Origin of the sequence: Conexibacter sp. W3-3-2 (assembly GCF_009707605.1) — a bacterium.
Classification (GTDB): Bacteria; Actinomycetota; Thermoleophilia; order Solirubrobacterales; family Solirubrobacteraceae; genus Paraconexibacter; species Paraconexibacter algicola.
Genome location: NZ_WLYW01000001.1, coordinates 3,752,527 through 3,770,954 on the forward strand (window position 1 = coordinate 3,752,527; position 18,428 = coordinate 3,770,954).

Below are 18,428 nucleotides of genomic sequence, written 5' to 3' on the forward strand. Positions count from 1 at the left end.
GAGCTGCAGCCGGGCGTCCGCGGCGCCGCGCTGGACCCGCTCACGCTCGAGCTCCTGCTGCGAGGCGGCGATGCCGACCTGCGCCTCGGCGAGCTGCCGCTGCGCGCTGACGAGCGCGTCCTGCTGCGCCCGGGCCTCCGCGCGCAGCCGGTCGAGCTCCTCCTGCCGGGCGCGGACCCCGTCCTCGGCCCGGGCGACCCGGGCGTCCGCCTCCTCGGCGCGCCGCACCGCCTCGATCCGCGCGGCGACCGCGTCGCGCAGCTCACCGGTCCGGGCGAGATCGGCGGACCGCTGCTGACCGGCGAGCCGCTCCCGGTCCGCGCGCTCGGCCGCCAGCAGGGCCCGCGCACCGTCGAGCTCCCGCTCGAGCGCCGCGATCCGCGCGTCGCGCTCGGCGACGACGCGCTGCGCCTGCACCGTCGCCCGGTCGCGCTCCGCGGCGGCCCGGTCGCGCTCGGCGGTCGCCTGCCGTGCGGCCTCGTCGGCCCGGGTGCGGTCGCCCTCCGCGCGCTCGGCGCGCGCGGTCAGGTCGGCCGCGAGCGTCTCGAGCGCGTCGAGCTGCGCGGCGACCCGCTCGGTCTCCTGCGCGAACCGCAAGGCCGTCGCGGCGCTCTGCGCGCGGTGCTCGTCGAGGTCCGCCGCATGGCGGGCCCGCAGCTCGTCGATCTGCGCGGTCAGGCCGGCGACGCGCTCGTCGCTGCCGGCCTCGAGCTCCTCGCGCGTCGCCTCGTGCGCTGCGCGCTCGGCCTCCAGCTGCGACGCGGCCTCGACCGCGGCGGCGTGGGCCTCGGCCTTCTGCGCGTCGAGCTCGGCGGCGATCGCGACCGCGGCCTCACGCTCGGCCTCGAGCTGCCCGACGAGCTCGCGGACGGTCTCATCGCGGTCGGCGCGCTCGTGCTCGAGCTCGGTGGTCGTCGCGTCGAGGTCGGCGAGGACGGTCTCGATGTCCGCCGTCAGCTCCCGTACGCGCTGCTCGAGCTCCGCCGTCCGGGCCTGCTCGGCCTCGAGCTCGTCGACGACGCGCTCGTGCCGGGTGCGGAGCCCGTCGAGCTCGGCGTCGCGGTCCGCGCGCAGCCGCTCGATCTCGGCGAGGTGCTCGTGGCGCTCGCCGTCGACCTCGGCGCGCAGCGCCGCGACCGCGGCGCGGGCGGCGGTGACCTGCGCGGTCACGTCGTCGACGTCGCTCGCGGGCGTGGACGCCACCGGTCGCGCGCGTGCGGCGACCGGTGCGGCGGGTGCGGCCGGCGCGCCGCCGCCGATCAGCTGCTCGGCCCGCGCCCGCAACTGCTGCAGGCGCGCCAGGGAGGCGTCGACCGACGGCGGGGGCGACGAGACGTGATCGGTCGAGGGCATCGCGGGCACGAGCGTATCTGCCGAGCAGGACATTCGGCGTACAGCCCGACGTCCGTTCGAGGAGCTCAGGGGTCGAGGTGCACGCGCATGTAGAGGTCGCGCGCCGTCGAGCCGACCGAGCTGGCCCGGAACCCGAACGACTCGTAGAGCGCGATCGCGGCCGGGTTCTCCTCGTTGACGTCGAGCTCCATCCGCCGCGCGCCGCGCTCGCGCGCCCGCGCCACCGCCGCTGCGAGCATCGCCCGGCCGACCCCGTGCCCGCGAGCGCGGTCGCGGACGAACACGTCCTCGACGAGGCAGTCGTACCCCGCCCGCCAGATCCCGTAGCGGAACCGCAGCTGCACGACGCCGCACGCGTCCCCGGTCGGGTCCGCGTAGCCGAGGACGTAGTCGGTCTCGGGGTCGTCGAGGAGGTGCCGCACGCCGCGGTGGAAGACCTCGTCCGGGGGGAAGTCCATGCCGAAGTGGTCGCGGAACGCGACCAGCAGCTCGGCGACGGCGGCGGCGTCCTGCGTCCCGGCGAGCCGCGCGGTCGCGCTCATGCGGGGGTCTCCGCGGGGGCGGTCCGCCGCACGTACCAGTGCACCGTGACGCGTCCGACCTCGACGCCCGCCTCGTCGTGCAGCTCGACGCCGACCTCGAACCGCGCCTTGCCGTCGGCGTCCAGCGCGGCGAGGACCTCGTCGACCGGCGTGCGCAGCGCCGCGCTCGCGGTGATCGGTCCGCGCGCGATCTTCAGGTAGGCGATCTCCGCGCGCTCCGCCAGCGGCGTGAGCGTCGCGAGGTGCTCGGCGAACGCGCCGAGGAACGCGCCGCCCGACGCGGCCTCCGCGACGGTGAAGAGCGCGCCCGCGTGCTGCGAGCCCACGTGGTTCTTCAGCTCGTCGGCGTCGGGCAGCACCGCGACCGCGGTGCCGGGTGCGATCTCGCGGATCGCGATCCCGATGTGGTGGGCGAACGGGATCATCCGCTCGTACCCGGCGGCCAGGGCGACGTAGTCCATGGCCGCCAACCTACTCCGGGCGCGGGGCACGGGGCCCCGCGCAGGATCGGCTACTCGGCCGCGGGCTCGGCGGGCGCGCTGGTGATGTCGGCGATCGGCGCGCCGGCGGTGATCGGGTCGCCCTCGGCGATGTGGAGCTTGGAGACGGTGCCCGCCTTGTGGGCGACGATCTCGTTCTCCATCTTCATCGCCTCGATGATGCAGACGAGCTGGCCCTCCTCCACCGTGTCGCCCTCGGCGACGACGATCTTCCACATGTTCCCCTGCATCGGGGAGTCGAGCCGGTCGGCGCCGCCGCCGCCGCCCTTGGCGGCGCGCTTCTCGCGCTTCTTCGGGCCGGCGGCCCCGGGCGCGGCGGCCGGCGCGGCACCGTACGCGGGGGCGTCGCCGAACACCTTCACGTCGAAGCGCTTGCCGCCGACCTCGACGACGTAGTCGCTCTGGACCTTGTCCTCGTCGTCGGACTCGTAGCGCTCGCCCGCGTCCTCCGCGGTGGACTTCAGCCAGTCCTGGTCCTCGACGAGGTCCTTGCAGATCGAGCCCTTGGCCCAGTCCTCGGTGGACAGGAGCGCCTTGTGGAACGGGATCAGGGTCTCGAGGCCCTCGATCTCGTACTCCTCCAGCGCGCGGATCATGCGGGCCGTGGCCTGCTCGCGATCGGCGTCCCAGACGATGAGCTTGGCGACCATCGGGTCGTACATCGGCGAGACCTCGCCGAACGCCTGCACGCCGGAGTCGACGCGCACGCCGGGGCCGGTCGGCTCCTTGTAGTTGCCGATCGGGCCGGGGGCGGGAGCGAAGTTGCGCGGGGCGGACTCGGCGTTGATGCGGCACTCGATCGCGTGCCCGCGCAGCTCGATGTCCTCCTGCTTGTAGTCGAGCGGCAGGCCGGCGGCGGCCTTGATGCCCTGCTTGACGATGTCGATGCCTGTCGTCATCTCGGTCACGCAGTGCTCGACCTGGACGCGGGTGTTCATCTCCAGGAAGAAGTACTCGTCGCCCTGGAGCATGCCCTCGATCGTGCCCGCGCCGACGTAGTTGACGGCCTTCGCGGCGTCGATGCCGATCTTGCCGATCCGCTCGCGCATCTCCTCGTCGACGACCCACGACGGGGCGGGGGACTCCTCGATGAGCTTCTGGTGGCGGCGCTGGATCGAGCAGTCGCGCTCGCCGAGGTGGATGACGTTGCCGTGCGTGTCGGCGAGGATCTGGACCTCGACGTGGCGGGGCTCGGGCAGGTAGCGCTCGAGGTACACGGTGCCGTCGGAGAAGAACTTCTCGCCCTCGCGGCTCGCGCCCTCGTAGGCGTCCTTGAGCTTGTCCTCGGTCAGCGCGACGCGGAAGCCCTTGCCGCCGCCGCCGGAGGCCGCCTTGACGGCGACCGGGTAGCCGATCTCGTCGCGGGCGATGCGGACGGCGTCCTCGTAGGTCTCGACGGCCTCGGTGGTGCCGGGGACGATCGGGACGCCCGCCTTCTGCATCAGCTCGCGGGCCTTCGTCTTGGAGCCCATCGCGTCGATCGCGGACGCGGGCGGGCCGATGAAGACGATGCCGGCGTCCTCGCACGCCTTCGCGAACGGCGCGTTCTCGGACAGGAAGCCGTAGCCGGGGTGGATGGCCTCGGCGCCGCACTCCTTGGCGACCTCGATGATCTTGTCGACCTTGAGGTAGTTCTCGGACGCGGGACCGTCCCCGATGAAGTACGCCTCGTCCGCCTTGGTGGGGTGCAGCGCGTTGCGGTCGGTCTCGGAATAGACGGCGACGGACGTGATGCCCATCTCCTTGCACGCGCGGAAGACGCGGATCGCGATCTCGCCGCGGTTGGCCACCAGGATCTTCGAGAACATAGGGGCCGGAATCTACTTCAAGGCGGGCGTCGGGCGGCGTCTGGCGGGCCTGGGGACCCGACGCGTGTCCGGGCGGGGTGTGCGGGGCGCGGTGCGGGGGTAGGGCAGGCGCCCAGGGCGGCTCGTCGGCCGCCGCGCACGGGAGTACGCTCCTGGCGCCCATCCGCTCAAGCCTCCAAGGAGGACCCGTTCGTGGACGCATCCCAGCTCAGCACCGGTGCCAAGGTCGCCGGTGGTGCCGGTCTCGCGCTGCTCATCATCATGTTCCTGCCGTGGTACGAGGTGTCGGCGTCGTTCGGCAACATCTCGGCCTCGGACAGCGGGAACGCGTGGCAGGTGTTCAGCTTCATCGACATCGTCCTGTTCATCACCGGCGTCGTCGCGGTCGGCGTGGCCGTCGCCGCCGCGCAGAACAAGCTCGGCGCCCTCCCGGTGCCCGCGGGCCAGCTCGTCCTGGGCCTCGGAGCCCTCGCGACGCTGCTCGTGCTGTTCCGCATCCTCAGCGTGCCGGACGGGGACATCCCCGACGGCCTCGACGACGGGATCGACATCGGTCGCAAGATCGGCGTCTTCCTCGGCTTCTTCGCCTCCGCGGCCATCGCGTACGCGGGCACCCTGCTCGCGAAGGAGTAGGTCCCGGACCGTCGCGTCGCGCCAGGTGCGCGACGCGACATCGGGCGTGGCATCCGCGGCCGGGTCCGTGCCCCGCCGCGGGCGCGGCGCCCGGGCGTCCCGCTCGGCCGCCACGTCGCGCCGCCGCCGGCTCGCCTGGGCGTCCCGCCGCGGGCGCATCGGCGCGGGCGCGTCGCCGCGGCCGTTTCGCCCGGCGGCCTCGCCCCAGCGCTCCGCCGCGGGCGCATCGTCGCGCCGCTCCGCCCGTTCTGGGTGATCTGGAGGCCAGATATGGACTCCGCCTCACCCAGTTCGGCGTGGGCGCGGCGGCCGCGGCCGCAGTCCGCGCGTTCTGGGTGATCTGGGTGCCGGATATGGGCTCGGCCTCACCCAGTTCGGCGTGGGCCGGGGTGGCCGCGACAGCGTCCGGGTCGTCCGTGACGCTCGAACCGTCTGTTGCGCGCGGGCGCAGGTTCGCGTCGGGCGGCACGCGATCCAGCACTGCTTCGGTGACAGAGGGCGGCTCCCGCGCGCGCCCGGGTGATCGTCCTGCGCATGGTCACCTTCCCTCTCCACATCCGGGAGCTCGTGCTGGCCCAGTCCGGGGTCGTCACCGCCGCCCAGCTGCGCGCCGGCGGCGTCGCGCTCGCCGACGTCCGCCGTGCCCGCCGCGCCGGGCTGCTGCGTCCGCTGCACGGAGGGACCGGCGTGTACGCCACCTTCCCCGAGGGCCTCGCGCCGCCCGACGCGGCGCTGCGCGCCGCGGTCCTCGCCTGCGGCCCGGACGTCGTGCTCTCCCACCAGACCGCGGCCGCACGCTGGCAGCTCGTGGCCCACGGACCCCCGGGGCTCATCGAGCTCGCCTCGCGCCGGGAGCTGACGCCGCCCGAGGGCATCCGGATCCACCGATCGCGGCTACGCGCGGCCGAGGTCGTGCCGCTCGACGGCTTCGCGATCACGACGGTCGAGCGGACGCTGCTCGACATCGCGATCCGGTTCGCGCCCGCCGCGCTGGACCGGGCGCTGCGCGAGGCCGAGTTCCACCACGGCACGCGGCCGGAGGATCTCGCCGCCCTCCTGCGCCGTGGTCACCGGGGCAGCGCGAGGCTCCGGGCGGCGATCGAGCGGCACGTCCCCGGGTGGGGGAGATGCGCAGCCGGCTCGAGCGGCGGTTCCGCAGCCTGCTGGTCCGCCACGGGATCCCGCTCCCACGGCGCAACGTGACCCTCGGACCGTGGATCGTCGACTGCCTCTGGCCGGAGCTCGGCGTCGTCGTCGAGCTCGACGGGCGTCAGCACGCGCGCCCCGGGCAGGCGGCGGTGGACGCCCGGCGGGACCTGTGGCTGCGCGCCAACGGCTACGTCGTCCTGCGGTACACGTGGCAGCAGGTGACCGAGGACTCGGACGCGGTCGTCGCCGATCTCCTCGCGGCGCTCGGCGCCCGGCGTTCTGGGTGATCCGAGACCCACATCTGGCCCTGCGACCACCCAGTTCGCCCTGCGGCGGGGGGCGGCCCGGCGTTCTGGGTGATCCGAGACCCACATCTGGCCCTGCGATCACCCAGTTCGCGCGTTGCGGGAGGCGCGCCCGTTCACTCGGGGGCGCGTGGCCTCGCCGCGCCGCGCCCGCCCGCGCGCCTGCGCCTGCGCCTGCGCGCCTGCGCCTGCGCCTGCGCGCCTGCGCCTGCGCCTGCGCGCCTGCGCCCGCGCGCCTGCGCCCGCCCGCCCGCCTCAGGCGATCATGCCCGCGGCGACGGTGTCGTTCGTGCCCTCGTCGATGAGGATGAACGCGCCGGTCGCGCGGTTGACGGCGTAGGGGTCGACCGCGAGCTCGCGCGAGACGCGCAGGCGGACGCGGCCGATGTCGTTGAGCGCGAGCTCCAGCTGCGGCACGTCGGCGAACTCGTCGTCCGGGTCCGCCGCGGCCGCGCCGCGCGACTCGAGCGTCTCGACGTCGACGACCGATTCGATCGCGTCGACGATGACCCGCGCGGACGCGGTCGTGTGCTTGATCGCCAGGCGGGCACCGGGACGCAGCGGCTGCTCGCCCATCCAGCAGACGTCGGCCTCGAGCGTCCGCGCGACCGTGGGGAGCGAGGACGAGTGCACGATCATGTCGCCGCGCGAGACGTCGCGCTCCTCGGCGAGGCGGATCGTCACGGACATGCCGGCGAACGCCTCGTCCAGCGGCCCGTCGTAGGTCTCGACCGCGGCGATCGTCGTCGTGGCACCTGACGGCAGGATCGTCACCTCGTCGCCGGCCCGGAACACGCCGGAGGCGACCTGGCCCGCGTAGCCGCGGTAGTCGCTGCCGCCGTCGCGGATCACCCACTGCACGGGGAAGCGCGCGTCGGCGAGGTTGCGGTCCTCGTCCAGCGACACGGTCTCGAGGTGCTCGAGCAGCGGCGGGCCCGTGTACCAGTCGGTGTGCTCGGAGCGGTCGACGACGTTGTCGCCGAGCAGCGCGCTGATCGGGATGAACGTCGTCTCGCGCACCCCGTGCAGCCGCGAGGCGAGCTCGGTGAAGTCGCGCACGATGCCGTCGAAGACCTCCTCGCGCCACTCGACGAGGTCCATCTTGTTCACGGCGACGGCGAGGTGCGGGATGCCGAGCAGCGCGCTCAGGTACGCGTGCCGCTTCGTCTGCTCGATGACGCCCTTGCGCGCGTCGATCAGCACGATCGCGAGGTCGGCCGTCGACGCGCCCGTGACCATGTTGCGCGTGTACTGCACGTGCCCGGGCGTGTCGGCGAGGATGAACGTGCGGCGCGCCGTGGCGAAGTACCGGTAGGCGACGTCGATCGTGATCCCCTGCTCGCGCTCCGCGCGCAGGCCGTCGGTCAGCAGCGACAGGTCCGGCACGTCGGAGCCGCGCTTGCGCGACACCTCCTCGACGTGCTCGAGCTGGTCGGCGAGCACCGCCTTGGAGTCGTAGAGCAGCCGCCCGATCAGGGTGGACTTGCCGTCGTCGACGGAGCCGGCGGTCGCCAGGCGCAGGAGGCCGGCGTTCGCGAGGTCGGTCTGGGAGGGGGGAGGGGCGGTCATCACGGCGGTCTCGGTCTCGGTCTAGAAGTAGCCAGCGATCTTGCGGTCTTCCATCGCGGCCTCGGACACCTTGTCGTCGGCGCGCGTCTCGCCGCGCTCGGTCACCCGGGTGGAGGCGATCTCCGCGACGACGGCCTCGAGCTCGCTCGCGGTCGAGCGCACGGCGCCGGTGCAGCTCATGTCGCCGACGGTCCGGTAGCGCACGGACTCCACGAACGGGGTCTCGCCGTCCATCAGCTCGACGAAGTCGCTGACCGCGTAGAGCATGCCGTCGCGGGCGAAGACCTCGCGCTCGTGGGCGAAGTAGATCGACGGGATCTCCAGGTTCTCCTGGGCGATGTACTCCCAGACGTCCAGCTCGGTCCAGTTGCTGATCGGGAAGACGCGGACGTTCTCGCCACGGCGGATGCGCCCGTTGTAGAGGTTCCAGAGCTCCGGGCGCTGGCGCTTGGGATCCCAGCCGCCGAAGTCGTCGCGGAAGCTGAAGATGCGCTCCTTCGCGCGGGCGCGCTCCTCGTCGCGGCGGGCACCGCCGAAGGCGGCGTCGAACCCGTGCTCGGCGATCGCGTCGAGCAGCGCCGTCGTCTGCAGCCGGTTGCGGGACGCGCGCGGGCCGGTCTCCTCGGTGACGCGGCCCTTGTCGATCGCCTCCTGCACGGACGCGACGACGAGCCGGACGCCGAGCTCCTCCACGCGGCGGTCCCGGAACTCCATGACCTCCGGGAAGTTGTGCCCGGTGTCGACGTGCATGACCGGGAACGGGATCGGCGCGGGCCGGAACGCCTTCTCGGCGAGGCGCAGCAGCACGATCGAGTCCTTGCCGCCGCTGAACAGCAGCACCGGGTTCTCGAACTCGGCGGCGACCTCGCGCATCACGTGGATCGCCTCGGCCTCGAGGGCCTGCAGGTGGGTGAGCTCGCGGTTGCGGGCGTCGACGGGCGGTGTCATGCGGGTGCGACCTCCGATGAGGGGCGGGGTGCGGACGAGGAGCGGTGGCGCTGCAGCGCGTACGCGGCGGCGCCGACGAGGAGCGGGGGACCGACGATGCCCCACGCGGGCAGGTCCAGGCCGGCCTTCGTGGCGACGCCGAGCGCGCTGGCCAGGAGCACGCAGCCGAGCGCGGGCCGCAGGCCGGCGGCCGGGACGCGCGGCAGCAGCGCGGTGCCGATCCAGACGCCCGGCAGCGAGCCGAGCAGGATCGTGCCCATGAGCCCGAAGTCGACGTTGCCGCCGATCCAGTGGGCGATGCCCGCGCTCCAGAGCAGGATCGCGGCGTGGAAGACGTCGGTGCCGACGACGCGGTGCGGCGTCAGGCGGAAGATGAGGATCAGCGCGAGGCCGATGAGCGCGCCGGAGCCGACCGAGGTCAGGCCGACGATGAAGCCGAGCACGAAGCCCAGGCCGGCGGCCCCGGACTTCACGCGCTGCGTGAGCTCGACGGTCTCGCGCTCGCGCTCGGCGAGCTTCGGCATGAACAGCGCGCGGCCGAGGATCGTGATCGCGACGATCACCAGGGCGACCGCGATCCCGGCGAGCAGCACGTCGTCGAAGCCGTCGCCGTAGCGGGCGTGCAGCTCCTCGACGACGAGGACCCCGAGGATCGAGCCGGGGACCGACCCGACCGCCAGCCACTTCGACACGCCGAGGTCGACGGTGCCCGACCGCCAGTGCTTCCAGCCGCCGACGGTCTTCGTGACCGCCCCGTACGCGAGGTCGGTGCCGATCGCGACGACGGGGTTGATGCCCGCGAAGAGGACGAGCAGCGGGGTCATCAGCGAGCCGCCGCCGATGCCGGTCAGGCCGACGAGGATGCCCACGCCGAGGCCGAAGACGACGATGACGGGATCGATGCCGAGCATGGGCGGGGCGGCCACGTCCTCAGACGTGGAGGCCGCACTCCGTCTTGTCGGTGCCGGCCCAGCGGCCCTCGCGGCCGGACCCGGGCTTCGTGCACGGCGCGCAGCCGATCGACGCGTAGTCCTGGTCGTGGAGCGGGTGGTACGGGATGCCCCGGTCCATGATCCGCGTCCACAGGTCCTTGTCGGTCCAGTGCGCGAGCGGGTTGTACTTGGGGATGCCGCCGCGCTTCTCGTCCGCCTCGACGAGCTCCGCGCCGGCGCGGGTCGGCGCCTGCTCGCGGCGGATGCCGGTGATCCAGGCGTCGGCGCCGGCGAGGGCGCGCTCGAGCGCGGCGACCTTCTGCACGCCGCAGCAGTGCTCGGGGCCCGTCCAGGCGGGCGTGCCCTCGGGCGCCGAGGCGTCCTCGACGTGCACGGTGATGCCCCAGCGGTCCTCGAACGCCTTCCAGGTGGTCAGCGTCTCGGGGAAGAGCACGCCGGTGTCGATGGTGACGAAGCGCACGGCGTCGAGCGCGTCGAGGCGCGCGAGCTCGTCGACGATCACCGACTCCTCCTTCTGGAAGGAGGTGAGCAGGACCAGGCGGCCGTCGGCGTGACGCTCGACGGCCTCCTGCAGGACCCGCGTGGTGTCCTGCGTCAGACCGCGCACTCGCCCTCGCCCCGGACGACCTGGAACGGCACGTTCTTGGTCCAGTCCATGAACATGTTCATGGTGTCGAGGCCGAACTCGACGGGCATCGCGAGGTCGCGGATCTCGTCCTCGAAGCGCTTCGTGCCGACGCGGTCGGCGTAGGCGTTGAACGCCTCGCCGTCGTGGCGCTCGGCCTCGTACATGCGCACCCAGCGCTCGACGGCGTCGGGGACGCGCTTGGACGGGATGCGGACCTTGAGCCGCTTGCCGTAGGCGACCTGGCCCTGCTCGTAGGTGCCGCCGACATGCGGGATCGTCGCGGGGATCGTGTGCTCCCCGGCTTTGATCGAGGCGCCGTAGAAGCCGATGTTGGCGATGTGGTGCTGGCTGCAGCCGTTGGGGCAGCCGGACATCTTGATCTTGATGTCGCGGGTGAGCGGGTCGGTGATCCCCATCTCGACGACCTTCTCGTGCACGGCCTTGTTGAGGCCCATGGAGCTCGTGATGCCGAGCTTGCAGGAGTCGGTGCCGGGGCAGGAGACGACGTCCTCGATCGTGCGGACGCCCTTGTCGCCGACGCCGAGCTCGACGAGCTTGGTCCAGACCTCGTAGACGGACTCGTCGCGGACCCAGCGCAGCAGCAGGTTCTGCTGCACGGTCGTGCGGGCGAGGCCGCCGGAGTAGTCGCGCATGACCTGCGCGAGGCCGCGCCACTGGGCGGGGTCGAGGTCGCCGCGGGTGATCTTCACCTCGACGGCGCTGTAGCCCTCCTGCTTCTGGGCCTGCACGTTGTACTCGCGCCACGCCTCGAAGGCGGCGCGGTCGGCGTCGGTCGGCTGCGCGTACTCGCGGGCGGGATCGGCCTGGGGCGCGAGCGTGGCCTCGTCGACGTTGAAGTACTTCTCGTCGATCGAGAAGTCGCGCTGGGCGACCCAGTCGCCCTCGAGCTCGTCCTTGATCATCTGCGTGACCGCCTCGGCGCCGTCGCGGTCGACGAGCACCTTGATCCGCGCGCGGGCGCGGTTGACGCGCAGCCAGTCCTGGGCGTCGAAGATCCGGAAGACGGCCTCGGCGACCTTCAGGTACTCGCCGTCGTCGGCCGACGCGAACTCCCACAGCGTGGGCGCGACGCGCGGCATGATCGAGGTGCCGCCGCCGACGCGGATCTCGAAGCCCTTGACGCCGTCCTTGATCTTGGCGAGGAACGCGATGTCGTGGATGCCGGTGATCGAGCGGTCCTCCGACGGCGTGCCGTCGAACGCGGTCTTGATCTTGCGCGGCATCAGCTGCGTCGTGGGGTGGCGCACGAAGTAGCGGACGTAGGCGCCGACGTACGGGGTGGTGTCGAAGACCTCGCCCTCGGCGATGCCGGCCCACGGGTCGCCGGTGACGTTGCGCACGGTGTTGCCGCAGCCCTCGCGGGAGGAGAGGCCGGACGGCGAGATCTCGCGGATCAGCGCGGCCATCTTCATCAGCGGCACGTGGTGGATCTGGATGTTCTGCCGCGTGGTGATGTGCGCCTTGTTCAGCGGCGCGTACTTCTCGACGACGTTCGCGACGGTGTCCATCTGGTCGGGCGTCACGCCGCCGAAGGGCAGCTTGATCCGGCACATGTTCACGTCGGGCTGGCGCTGCCCGTAGACGCCCTGCTTTAGGCGGAAGCCGATGAACTCCGGCTCGGGCGTGTGCCCGTCGAGGAACTTCGTGGCCTCGGTGTCGAAGTCGTCGAACTCGCGCTCGATGATCGGGATGATGTGGCCCGGGACGTCGAGGCGCTCGGGGTCCTTGAGCGAGCCGCGACCGGCGGCGTCGGCAGCAGTGTCCGTGGGGACCGAAGAAGGCTCCATCGGGCCAATGTAGCAAAACCCGATCGCACTTCAGGAATTAGAAAACCGGCATGAATGCTGGACATTCCCCACGGACAATGTGGGGAATGGGCGGGGTCAGCGCAGCCAGGGATGGTCGGCGCCGGCGGGCAGGCCGACGCCCTCGAGCAGCGCCGCGCGCTGCCAGCCGGGCAGCCCGACGGGGGCCGGGGCGGCGGGCGGGGCGTTGTCGCGCAGGTACTGCTCCACGGCCGCGACGACCGCGGCGGCCTCGTGCTCGGTCGCGGGGCTGGTGATCTCGACTCGCGCCATGCGTGCATCCTGCCATGCGCGCGCGATCGGCACCGCCCCGGCCCGCCGACGACTGGAAACCGGAGTGTCGGATGTGCGAGGGTCGCCGCGTGCTCCGACCCCGTCGCCTGCCCGTGCCCGTCCTCGTCGCCCTCGGCGTGCTCGCGCCCAGCGCCCTCGCCGCCGAGGCGCCCGTCGTGTTCACGAACACCGGCACCGACTGCCGCAACCTCGCGATCACGCTGCCGATCGACCCGGTCGCCGCGCGTGAGCTCGTGCCCGAGCGCTTCGCCTTCGCCGGCGAGGAGCCCGAGGGGTTCGTCGAGCTCGCCACCTGCCCCGAGGGGACGATCGACGGGGTCCGCCGTCCCGCCTACCGCATCGCCGAGGCCGCGGTGGTGATCCGGACGCCCGTCCCGCTCGACGACCCCGGCGGCACGATCACCCAGGACATCTACGCGATCTCGCAGCTCGACACCGACCCCGAGCTCTCGCGCCGCAAGGTCGACGTCGGCTTCCGCTCCGACCTCGTCGACATCGCCTTCGACCGCTCCGGGCCGCTCGGGACGCGCATCGACGCGCGGATCCCGTGGGCGTTCTCGCCATACACGATGACCGCCGACCTCACCCCCGGTACGCCGCCGCTGCCCGGTGTCACCATCGTCACCCGGATCTGGGGGCTCGGACCGAAGGGCCTCGTGCTGACCCGCAACGACATCGAGCAGGTCCACGAGGGATCGGTCGCCTCCGGCACCGTGACCTTCGCCCCCGGCTCGCCGCTGTCGCGGCTGTTCGGCGGCACGACCCTGCGCGGCACCGGGATCTCCGGCCGCGGCACGTTCACGAACGTCACGCGGATCGTCGAGCCCGCGCCGGTCGCGTCGCCCGCCCCGGCCCCCGCCGTCCGGCCGCGACTCGTCGTCCGCCGCGACGGCCGCGCCGTGCGGATCGCCGTCCGGGACGCCGCCGGCCCGTTCCGGGCCACGGTTCGCCGCGGCGCCTCCGCGCGCGGCGGGCTGGTGCGGACGCTGCGCGGCGCGACCGCGGTGCGCTGGGACGGCCGTCGCGTCGACGGGCGCCGCGTGCCCGACGGGCGCTACACGGTCCGCGTGCGGCGCACGACCGGCGACCGCGCGCTCGTCGGCGCGGTCACGGTGCGCGTGGCGCGCGGCGCCGTGCGCCCGACGGGCTGAGGGCCGGGCGCCCGCCGCCTCTCAGAGCTCGATCGTCTGCGCCGACACCCGGCCCGCGCGCAGGGCGTCGAGTGCGGCCGCGGCGATCGCGAGGTCCTGGATCGCCAGGCCCGTGGAGTCGAACAGCGTCACCGCCTCCGGTCCGCGTCGTCCGGGCGCCTCGCCCGTGAGGACCGCGCCGAGGTCGGTGACCTGCTCGCGGGTGACCATGCCCGCCTCGACGGCCCCGGTGAGCTCGCCGCCGTGCGACGCCTGCGCCCACTCGTCGCAGAACAGCGCGCACGAGGCGACCGCGCCGATGCTCATCTCCGCCTTGCCGGGGCCGTCGGCCCCGAGCATGTTCAGGTGCAGGCCCGGTCGCAGGTTGCCGACGTCGAGCACGATCTCGTGCCCGGGCGTGACGCAGCAGAGCACGTCGCAGCGCAGTGCGTCCGCGGTGCTGCCGACCGTCCAGCGGTCGGCGCCGAGCTCGTCGGCGAGCGCCGCCGCGACGTCCGCGCGCGGGTCGACCAGCACGTTCCCGGCCCCGCCGCCGTACCCGTCGGCGACCAGGCACCGCGCCGCCCACGCACCGTGCAGCCCGCAGCCGATGATCGCGACGGTCGCCGCCTCGGGCCGCGCGAGCGCCCGCGTGGCGACGGCCGCGACGGCGCCGGTGCGCAGCGCGGTGACCGCTCCGGCGTCGAGCAGCAGCAGCGGCTCGCTCGTGCGCGCGTCCGACACGCAGACGAGGCCCATCACGGTCGGCAGCGGCTCGGCGCGGTCCGGGTTGCCCGGGAACGACGAGATCCACTTGAGCATCGCGAGGTCCCCGCCGAGCGCGGGCATCGCGCGGAAGTCCCCGTACGGCGGGGACGGCAGGTAGACCTTCGACGGCATCGTCCACGCGCCGGCGTGGTGGCGCAGGAACGCCTCGCGGGTGTGGTGGATCGCGTCCGCGGCGGTGACGGCGGCCAGCACGGCGTCGCGGTTCAGGACGGGCAGGGCGGGCACGGCGCGCAGGCTGTCACACGCGACGGCGCCGCGGGGCCGCTCAGCCGTCGAGGCCGATGCGGCCGGCGAGGTCCTCGCGCTCGCCGTGGCCCGCCGGACGGCCCGGGGCGGGCGGTGGGGGTGGCAGCAGGCTGCCGGGGACCGGCGCGGCGAGGCGGTCGCCGCCGAAGGCGTCGACCTCGTCCTCGCCGTCGAGCACGACGCGGGTCGAGCAGACGAGGTCGTGGATGGCGCGCTGGTGGGGGTCCCACAGCGGCCAGAGGAAGCTCAGGAGCAGCGGCACCGTGAAGAGCCCCAGCGCGCCCTTCGCCAGGGCCTCGCGCAGGAACGCGGTGCCGAGACCCACGGGCCCGCCGTCGTTGCGCACGACGCGGATGCCGACGATCCGACGACCCGGCGTGCGGCCCCGCATCAGGCCCAGCAGCAGCCACGGGTACAGGAAGGCGCTCGCGATCCCGACGCCGATCGCCCACGCCGCCCAGTACGGCGCGGTGGCGGTGGCGTCCGTGTCCTCGTAGCGGTACTCGCCCCAGTCGGTGACGAACCCGACGACCACCGCGACGGCGACGACCAGCAGCAGCTGGACGAGGAGGTCCAGCAGCAGCGCGCCCGCGCGCTGGCCCCACCGGGCCGCCGGGAGGGCGAAGGCGGCCGGGGCGGGACGCTCGGGGGCGACGGACACGCGCCGGATCGTACGCCCGGCCGCGGTGCCGCGGTAGGGTCCGGCCCCGTGCTGCCCTCCGCCACCCAGCGCATCCTCGACACGCTCCCCGACGGCGCGACCCTCCTCGACGTCGGCGGCTGGGCCGCCCCGTTCAACCGCGCCACGCACGTGCTCGACCTGATGCCCTACGAGACGCGCGGGGCGATGGGCAGCTACGGCCCGCGCGGCGAGCGCTTCACGCGCCGGACGTGGACGGTCCGGGACATCTGCGACCACCGGCCGTGGCCGTACGCGGACGACCAGTTCGACTTCGCGATCTGCGTCACGACGCTGGAGGACATCCGCGACCCGATCTGGGTCTGCCACGAGCTGAGCCGTGTCGCGAAGGCCGGCTACGTCGAGGTCCCCACGATCGAGGCGGAGCTGATCTTCAACGTCGAGGGCAACGGTCCCTGGCTCGGCCACGAGCACCACCGCTGGCTCTGCGACGTCGTCGACGGGGCGCTGCGGTTCACGCACAAGCCGCACTCGATCCACCACGACTGGACGCTGCGGGTCAACGACCGCTGGCGCGCGCGGATGGAGCTCGAGGACCACCTGCTCGGGCTGTTCTGGGAGGGCACGCTGCCCGCGTTCGAGCGGCCGCTGATCGGGGAGGACGACTACCAGCGCCTGTTCGCGGAGCTGCGCGAGCGGATCCGGCGGCGCTTCGAGCCGTCGGAGGCGGAGCTGCGGCTGAAGACGGCGCGCGATCTCGCGCGGCACGGCGCCGCGCTCGCAGCACAGCGGCCGCGGCGGCTCGCCTCGCAGCTGATCGATCGTCTGCGGTAGGCGTCGGGCGCCCCGCGTCGGGGTACCATCGGCGCACCATGGACGACCAGCGCTCCGGATTCACGTACCCCGCCGAGTCGAGCTTCGGCCGCTCGCGCGTCGAGATCTCGACGGCCCAGCTGCTCGGGCAGGTGATGTTCCTCGTCGCGGTCGCGCTCGGCTTCGCCGTGCTCGGCACCTTCCTGGGGCGCGAGCTCGAGGTCGGCGCCGCCCGGATCTGCTCGTTCGCCGGCTTCGGCATGCTGCTGGTCTCCTCCTTCGGCGGGGAGCGCTTCCGCGTCGGGCCGCTCGCGATGGGCTGGCTGTTCGCGACCGCGCTGCTGATCGGGCTCGGGCTCGGCCCGGTCATCGGCTACTTCGCCGAGGTCGATCCGGCGCCGCTGACGCAGGCCGCCGGGGCGACGGCGCTCGTCGTCGCGGGCACGGGCTCGCTGGGCTTCGCGCTGTCGAAGGACCTGAAGTCGTGGATGCGGCCGCTGAGCTTCCTCGTCTTCGGCCTCGTGATCGTGTCGCTGCTGCTGATGCTCGCGGGCGGCGGGGGCAACCCGCTGATCTCGATCGCGATCGGCGCCGTCAGCGCGCTGCTGATCGTCGTCGACTTCAACTACCTGCGCAAGCACGGCACCGAGGACGACGCCGTGATGCTCGCCACGGGGATCTTCGTCTCGATCGTGAACATCTTCCTCGCGCTGCTGAACATCTTCGGCAACCGCTGATCGGCCGTAAAACGGCCCATCGATGGCCAGTTGAACGGACTTTCAGCGGGCCGTGCAATCTCGTCACGTTGCCACTACGGTGTGACCGACGTGGCGGGGGAACGGGTCCCCCGCAGGGCAGATGCAAGGGGGAACATGACGTTCAAGAACACGCGCGCCACGCTCGGTGCGCTCGGGTCGACCGCGGCGATCGCCGCCGCCATGGCGGCGCCGGCACAGGCCGCCACCACCACCTATCCGGCCGGCGGGAGCAGCTTCACCAGTGGCCTGGAGGGCTGGCAGGACACGAGCACCTCGTGCGTCCTGCTCGTGCTGCCGTCGCTGCTGTGCGACGTCGACAACCTCCACGCCGCCGGCGTCGGCAACCCGGCGGGCTCGCTGCAGGTCCGCTACACGACGCTGCTCGGGCTCCTCGGGGTCGCGACGGGCACGAGCGTCGTGACGTCGCCGTCGTTCACGGTCGCCGAGACCGGCGGCTCCGGCGTCCTGCAGCTCGATCGCCGCGCCGACATCCAGGCGCTGCTGGACCTCGGCGGCACCGCCGGCTACCGGGTCGTCCTCGTCAACCAGTCCAACGGCGCTCGCACGGTGCTGCTGGAGGAGGCGCTCGACGACGCCGACAGCGCGTTCGTCAAGCGCACCGCGGCGGTGCCGACCGGGCTGCTGCAGCCGGGCACGAGCTACCGCCTGGAGATCACGACGCGCCTGACCTCGCAGCTGCTGCAGATCCTCGGCGGCAGCGTCAGCGCCTACTTCGACAACGTCGGCCTCGCGGTCACCGACGGGCCCGCCGGTCCGACGGGTCCGAGCGGCCCGACCGGGCCGAGCGGTCCGACCGGGCCCACCGGTCCGAGCGGCCCGACCGGTCCGAGCGGCCCGACGGGTCCGAGCGGCCCGACCGGTCCGAGCGGCCCCACGGGCCCGAGCGGTCCGACCGGACCGACGGGTCCGGACGGCCCCACCGGTCCGACGGGTCCGAGCGGCCCGACGGGTGCGACCGGCCCGCAGGGCCCGACGGGTGAGACCGGGGCCCCCGGCCCCGCCGGCCCCGCCGGGGCGAACGGCACGAACGGCACCAACGGCGCCAACGGGGCGGCCGGGCCGGCCGGTCCCGCGGGCCCCGCCGGCCCGCAGGGCCCGGCCGGTGCGACGGGCGCGACCGGCGCCTCGGTCGACGGCGCCTCGCTGCCGACGTCCAAGCAGCTCCTGCGGATCGACTCCACGAACCTCGCCGTTCCGCGGTCGAAGGCCAAGGGCTCGAAGATCGTGAAGGTCCGGATCTACTGCCGGCCGTTCGCGACCCGCACCTGCTCGGGCACCGTGAAGATCCGCTCGACGAACAAGCTGCGGTTCGGCCGCTCCGGCAACGAGCGCGTGACGTTCGGGACCAGCGAGTTCCAGCTCAACCGCCGCCAGGTCGGGTTCGTGAAGGTCCCGCTCGGCGCCGACCGCGTCGCGCTGGCCCGCAAGCGCCGCACGACCGAGGTGATGGTCACCGTCGCGGTGATCGACACCAGCGGCAACCGGCAGACGTTCCGCCGCACCGTGCGCCTGCGCGGCTAGCC

General features: G+C 73.5%; 18 protein-coding genes. 7 read left to right on the forward strand and 11 right to left on the reverse strand.

Features of this window, described 5'->3' with window-relative positions:
* Positions 1 to 1,418: 1,418 nt before the first annotated feature.
* From GKE82_RS18065 to GKE82_RS18075, 3 genes are read right to left on the reverse strand one after another with little or no spacing between them, the layout of a single operon-like run.
* Positions 1,419 to 1,895 (reverse strand): N-acetyltransferase, encoded by a 477-nt coding sequence (locus GKE82_RS18065; protein WP_154734249.1) that lies wholly within the window; start codon positions 1,893 to 1,895, stop codon positions 1,419 to 1,421.
* Positions 1,892 to 2,356 carry a DUF4442 domain-containing protein gene (locus GKE82_RS18070; RefSeq protein ID WP_154734250.1) on the reverse strand — a complete coding sequence of 155 codons (465 nt, stop codon included), beginning with the start codon at positions 2,354 to 2,356 and terminating at the stop codon, positions 1,892 to 1,894. Before GKE82_RS18070 ends, GKE82_RS18065 begins: the two co-directional genes overlap by 4 nt.
* Before the next feature lie 50 nt (positions 2,357 to 2,406).
* Positions 2,407 to 4,203, reverse strand: a complete 1,797-nt coding sequence (locus tag GKE82_RS18075) for an acetyl-CoA carboxylase biotin carboxylase subunit (RefSeq protein ID WP_154734251.1) — start codon at positions 4,201 to 4,203, stop codon at positions 2,407 to 2,409.
* 192 nt (positions 4,204 to 4,395) lie between these two features.
* Here GKE82_RS18075 and GKE82_RS18080 point away from each other — a divergent pair, with 192 nt between their 5' ends.
* From GKE82_RS18080 to GKE82_RS27270, 3 genes are all read left to right on the forward strand, one after another.
* Positions 4,396 to 4,836 (forward strand): hypothetical protein, encoded by a 441-nt coding sequence (locus GKE82_RS18080; RefSeq protein WP_154734252.1) that lies wholly within the window; start codon positions 4,396 to 4,398, stop codon positions 4,834 to 4,836.
* Between the two features lie 534 nt (positions 4,837 to 5,370).
* Entirely contained in the window at positions 5,371 to 6,039 is a 669-nt protein-coding gene (locus GKE82_RS27265) for a hypothetical protein (protein WP_196189295.1), read from the forward strand.
* Positions 6,036 to 6,272 (forward strand): endonuclease domain-containing protein, encoded by a 237-nt coding sequence (locus GKE82_RS27270; protein WP_196189296.1) that lies wholly within the window; start codon positions 6,036 to 6,038, stop codon positions 6,270 to 6,272. The genes GKE82_RS27265 and GKE82_RS27270 overlap by 4 nt, the downstream gene beginning before the upstream one ends.
* Positions 6,273 to 6,545: 273 nt before the next feature.
* Here GKE82_RS27270 and GKE82_RS18090 read toward each other — a convergent pair whose 3' ends face one another.
* The 6 genes from GKE82_RS18090 to GKE82_RS18115 form a co-directional block, all read right to left on the reverse strand.
* Positions 6,546 to 7,859 carry a sulfate adenylyltransferase subunit 1 gene (locus GKE82_RS18090; RefSeq protein ID WP_154734253.1) on the reverse strand — a complete coding sequence of 438 codons (1,314 nt, stop codon included), beginning with the start codon at positions 7,857 to 7,859 and terminating at the stop codon, positions 6,546 to 6,548.
* Between the two features lie 21 nt (positions 7,860 to 7,880).
* Positions 7,881 to 8,807 carry a sulfate adenylyltransferase subunit CysD gene (gene cysD / locus GKE82_RS18095; RefSeq protein ID WP_107568459.1) on the reverse strand — a complete coding sequence of 309 codons (927 nt, stop codon included), beginning with the start codon at positions 8,805 to 8,807 and terminating at the stop codon, positions 7,881 to 7,883.
* Positions 8,804 to 9,733 (reverse strand): sulfite exporter TauE/SafE family protein, encoded by a 930-nt coding sequence (locus GKE82_RS18100; RefSeq protein WP_233243783.1) that lies wholly within the window; start codon positions 9,731 to 9,733, stop codon positions 8,804 to 8,806. The genes cysD and GKE82_RS18100 overlap by 4 nt, the downstream gene beginning before the upstream one ends.
* A 4-nt stretch (positions 9,734 to 9,737) precedes the next feature.
* On the reverse strand, positions 9,738 to 10,367 hold the full coding sequence (locus GKE82_RS18105) for a phosphoadenylyl-sulfate reductase (protein ID WP_196189297.1): 630 nt from the start codon (positions 10,365 to 10,367) through the stop codon (positions 9,738 to 9,740).
* Entirely contained in the window at positions 10,355 to 12,196 is a 1,842-nt protein-coding gene (locus tag GKE82_RS18110) for a nitrite/sulfite reductase (RefSeq protein WP_107568461.1), read from the reverse strand. Before GKE82_RS18110 ends, GKE82_RS18105 begins: the two co-directional genes overlap by 13 nt.
* A gap of 96 nt (positions 12,197 to 12,292) precedes the next feature.
* The gene (locus GKE82_RS18115) at positions 12,293 to 12,487 is read right to left on the reverse strand and encodes a hypothetical protein (RefSeq protein WP_154734254.1); all 195 of its coding nucleotides are present in this window, start codon (positions 12,485 to 12,487) and stop codon (positions 12,293 to 12,295) included.
* Between the two features lie 89 nt (positions 12,488 to 12,576).
* Here GKE82_RS18115 and GKE82_RS18120 point away from each other — a divergent pair, with 89 nt between their 5' ends.
* Positions 12,577 to 13,659 (forward strand): hypothetical protein, encoded by a 1,083-nt coding sequence (locus tag GKE82_RS18120; RefSeq protein ID WP_154734255.1) that lies wholly within the window; start codon positions 12,577 to 12,579, stop codon positions 13,657 to 13,659.
* Between the two features lie 21 nt (positions 13,660 to 13,680).
* Here the strand turns inward: GKE82_RS18120 and GKE82_RS18125 are convergent, their stop codons facing one another.
* Together GKE82_RS18125 and GKE82_RS18130 are read right to left on the reverse strand one after the other, a co-directional pair.
* Positions 13,681 to 14,652, reverse strand: coding sequence for an ornithine cyclodeaminase family protein (locus GKE82_RS18125; protein WP_196189298.1), 972 nt, complete (start codon positions 14,650 to 14,652; stop codon positions 13,681 to 13,683).
* Positions 14,653 to 14,692: 40 nt separating this feature from the next.
* Positions 14,693 to 15,334: an RDD family protein gene (locus GKE82_RS18130; protein WP_196189299.1), complete on the reverse strand. Its 642-nt coding sequence runs from the start codon at positions 15,332 to 15,334 to the stop codon at positions 14,693 to 14,695.
* Positions 15,335 to 15,382: 48 nt separating this feature from the next.
* Between GKE82_RS18130 and GKE82_RS18135 the strand changes: the two genes are divergently transcribed.
* From GKE82_RS18135 to GKE82_RS27275, 3 genes are all read left to right on the forward strand, one after another.
* Positions 15,383 to 16,147: a class I SAM-dependent methyltransferase gene (locus GKE82_RS18135; RefSeq protein WP_146175307.1), complete on the forward strand. Its 765-nt coding sequence runs from the start codon at positions 15,383 to 15,385 to the stop codon at positions 16,145 to 16,147.
* Positions 16,148 to 16,185: 38 nt separating this feature from the next.
* On the forward strand, positions 16,186 to 16,863 hold the full coding sequence (locus tag GKE82_RS18140; RefSeq protein ID WP_107568467.1) for a Bax inhibitor-1 family protein: 678 nt from the start codon (positions 16,186 to 16,188) through the stop codon (positions 16,861 to 16,863).
* Positions 16,864 to 16,998: 135 nt separating this feature from the next.
* Positions 16,999 to 18,426, forward strand: coding sequence for a collagen-like protein (locus tag GKE82_RS27275; RefSeq protein WP_196189300.1), 1,428 nt, complete (start codon positions 16,999 to 17,001; stop codon positions 18,424 to 18,426).
* Positions 18,427 to 18,428 lie beyond the last annotated feature (2 nt).